The following is a 2,805-nucleotide window of genomic DNA, read 5'->3' as shown; positions in this document are numbered from 1 at the left end:
GCCCACGTTAATCTAGTTACGTGTTGTAGCAATTCTTTTAATATTGTTTCAATATATCTGAATTGTTCTATTGTTCCTAGCTTTCTCACACACCGTAAATACGCCTACCTCTTCCGCTTTAAATCAAAAGTTTCTTCGCACTTAAATTAGATTTTATACCCTAAAAATAGAGTCGTACGGCACCATGGATCCTAGTTTTGAAAGGATCTAATAAAACACGCTAACGGCAAACATGTTGGGATGCTTTCGGGTCGCAATGTTTATGGCTAATAACTTTGCTAATTTAGTCATCAATAAGTAAGGTCTGGTATTGAGCATTGACTGCTAGCAACTGACTCAAAGCCTTAAGTAAGACTCAACATCATCTAATTTCTGCCACTGTTGGTGAGAAATTCGAACGAGCCTACTTGACCTGTCTACAACTCTACAGTTCATACTATCCAAATACTAAGAACACTTGAGGCTCATCTCACATGTACTTGATTTCGGAATTGGCAGCAAAGGCGGGTATATCTCGCACCACCTTACTCTATTACGAGAAGTTAGGGCTTATTAACGGCCAGCGCCTTGATAATGGATATCGCTATTACAGCGAAAACGATTTGCAGCGACTGTATTTGATTCAGCAACTTCAAAGCGCAGGACTCTCATTGAAAGAGTGCGAACAGTGCTTAGTCGCGAAGTTAAGTAGAAGCTTATTGGAAAATCGGCTGACGCAACTCAACCATGAAATTGATAAAAAAATCCACGCTCGTGAGTTGCTACTGGCATTACTTGGGGAACGTCCACAAAGAGAGTTACACCATTCTCTTAGTCAAAGTGCGCCTAGTGCTTACTTAAACTGGTTAAGTAAGCAGGGTTACAGTGAAAAAGAAGCACTCAGATTGAAGTGGTTATCAAAAGATATGAACGAACACGAGAGTTACATGAAAGACTTTATGACGGTCTTTGCAACATTAGAAAGATGGGGGCCAGGGAGTCACAAGGACTCTTTAAAAGCGATTTCATTAATGTCGCCTCATAAAATGGCCGATATTTTAGACATTGGTTGTGGCACTGGCATCTCCACGTTACTACTAGCTGACAACAGTAACGCACACATTACAGCAATGGATAATGAGCCTGTTGCCATCGAACAGCTCGATAAAAAGATCCAAAACGCACAGTTACACGATCGCATTTCTCCTGTTTGTACCTCCATGACGGAACTGCCATTTCAGGCAAAATGTTTTGATGCCATTTGGGCGGAAGGCTGCGTCTACATTATGGGAATGGAGAACGCACTAAAACAATGGAAGCCTCTGTTAAAAGACAATGGCGTCTTGATGGTGAGTGATTTGGTTTGGCTAACTGACTCTCCCGACGAAGAGACAAAACAGTTTTGGCTGGCAGACTACCCAGACATGCAATCGATACCCAAACGACTCGCTCTGTTCAAAAAGCATGGCTACGACGTGATAGAACACTTCTCATTAGGCGTCGATGCATGGCAAAACTACTGGCAACCGCTGCAAGACCGAGTTGAGGAATTACAAGCTGTTATGCCCGTGTCCCAAGCGTTACTAGACATTGAGAAAGAGATTTCAGTTTACGAGCGCAGTGCCACAAAAGACTTTACCTATCAGTACTTTATTTTAAAACTTGCAAACTAGAGATGAGGATCTTTATGTGTTTATTGCTCAAGATGAAAGTGAACGCATTGTCGGTGGCATCATTTTCTCTCGCCTATCGTTTCCAAATGGTGAAAACATATTCCTTTTAGCCCTCGTGGCCGTTGCAACAGATCGTCATGGGCAAGGTGTAGGTCAAGGATTGATCAAATTTGGGTTAGCGACACTGAAAGAAAAAGGCTTCACCGTTGCCATTACTTACGGGGATATCAACTTTTACTCAAAAATAGGATTCGCTCCAATCAGTCAGGACGTAGTTCAAGCTCCGCTAGGCTTATCCTACCCTGAAGGATGGATTGCCCAATCTTTGGTTGGTGAAGTGATCCCTCACGTTGTGGGCAAACCAACATGCTTACCTGCTATCGACAATCCTTATTATTGGTAGTTAATTGGCGTGAAAATGCCTTCGCTTCTGAATTTAGGTATATATGCTTAAACGTTATTTTATAAGCGGCGCTCTTACCATGCTCACCTAGTCACAACGAACATACCGTGTATGTTCTAAGCAATTATTCTTTGATAACCTGTAGAAACCACTGATAAATTTGAGAGATATGATGAAAGTAAGAAAAGCCGTTTTAGATGACTTACCCTACCTTGTTAACTTCACTGCTGAAGAAGCAAGAGAGGCTGAAGGGAGCATTAAGATCCCAGAAACACTTGAAAAGGGCATTCTGGTCGCACTCCGTGACCCTTCCATTGCTACCTATTGGGTTTTAGCGGATGAGAACAACACTCCCGTAGGGAGTGTCTCTGCGGTTCGCGAGTGGAGCGACTGGAACGCTGGTTATTACTGGTGGATTCAAAGCATGTTCTTATCCAAATCACAGCGAGGCAAGGGTCGTATGTCATTGCTTTTGGATGCGGTAAAACATGAAATGGAGGAACAAAAAGGCTTAGAACTGCGCCTATATGTCCATAAAGACAACAGCAAGGCTGTTAGGGCTTATCAAAATGCTCATTTTTCTAAGTCCGATTATGAGGTAATGGTTTTAAGTGATTGAGAATGAGTTTTTAGTTAAGTAGTTCCAAATACATATGCTATTGACAGCTATATGTCACAACTAGCAAAGCAATCCTTGGGGGAGTCGCTATGGGCTCAACGTACCAGTACAATAAAGTGACTCACTACAGC

General features: G+C 42.2%; 2 protein-coding genes and 1 pseudogene. All 3 read left to right on the top strand.

The window, feature by feature from the left end:
• The first annotated feature begins 473 nt into the window (after nucleotides 1–473).
• The 3 genes and pseudogenes from CAG68_RS10130 to CAG68_RS10120 all read left to right on the top strand — a co-directional run bounded on the left by CAG68_RS10130 (nucleotide 474) and on the right by CAG68_RS10120 (nucleotide 2,674).
• Nucleotides 474–1,652: a MerR family transcriptional regulator gene (locus CAG68_RS10130; RefSeq protein ID WP_161441099.1), complete on the top strand. Its 1,179-nt coding sequence runs from the start codon at nucleotides 474–476 to the stop codon at nucleotides 1,650–1,652.
• Nucleotides 1,651–2,055 (top strand): annotated as a pseudogene (locus tag CAG68_RS10125) (GNAT family N-acetyltransferase); the annotation flags it as partial. The gene CAG68_RS10130 and the pseudogene CAG68_RS10125, both read left to right, overlap by 2 nt.
• A gap of 169 nt (nucleotides 2,056–2,224) precedes the next feature.
• Nucleotides 2,225–2,674, top strand: coding sequence for a GNAT family N-acetyltransferase (locus tag CAG68_RS10120; RefSeq protein WP_005380639.1), 450 nt, complete (start codon nucleotides 2,225–2,227; stop codon nucleotides 2,672–2,674).
• Nucleotides 2,675–2,805 lie beyond the last annotated feature (131 nt).

It is taken from the genome of Vibrio sp. V42_P2S4T144 (genome assembly GCF_009904715.1).
In the GTDB taxonomy this organism is placed as follows: Bacteria; Pseudomonadota; Gammaproteobacteria; order Enterobacterales; family Vibrionaceae; genus Vibrio; species Vibrio alginolyticus.
This window is presented reverse-complemented; position numbering and strand designations above follow the sequence as displayed.

Bases quoted from the DNA above. Each gene is read 5' to 3' on its own strand.
- CAG68_RS10130 (WP_161441099.1), top strand. From the start codon at position 474: ATGTACTTGATTTCGGAATTGGCAGCAAAGGCGGGTATATCTCGCACC.
- CAG68_RS10120 (WP_005380639.1), top strand. From the start codon at position 2,225: ATGATGAAAGTAAGAAAAGCCGTTTTAGATGACTTACCCTACCTTGTT.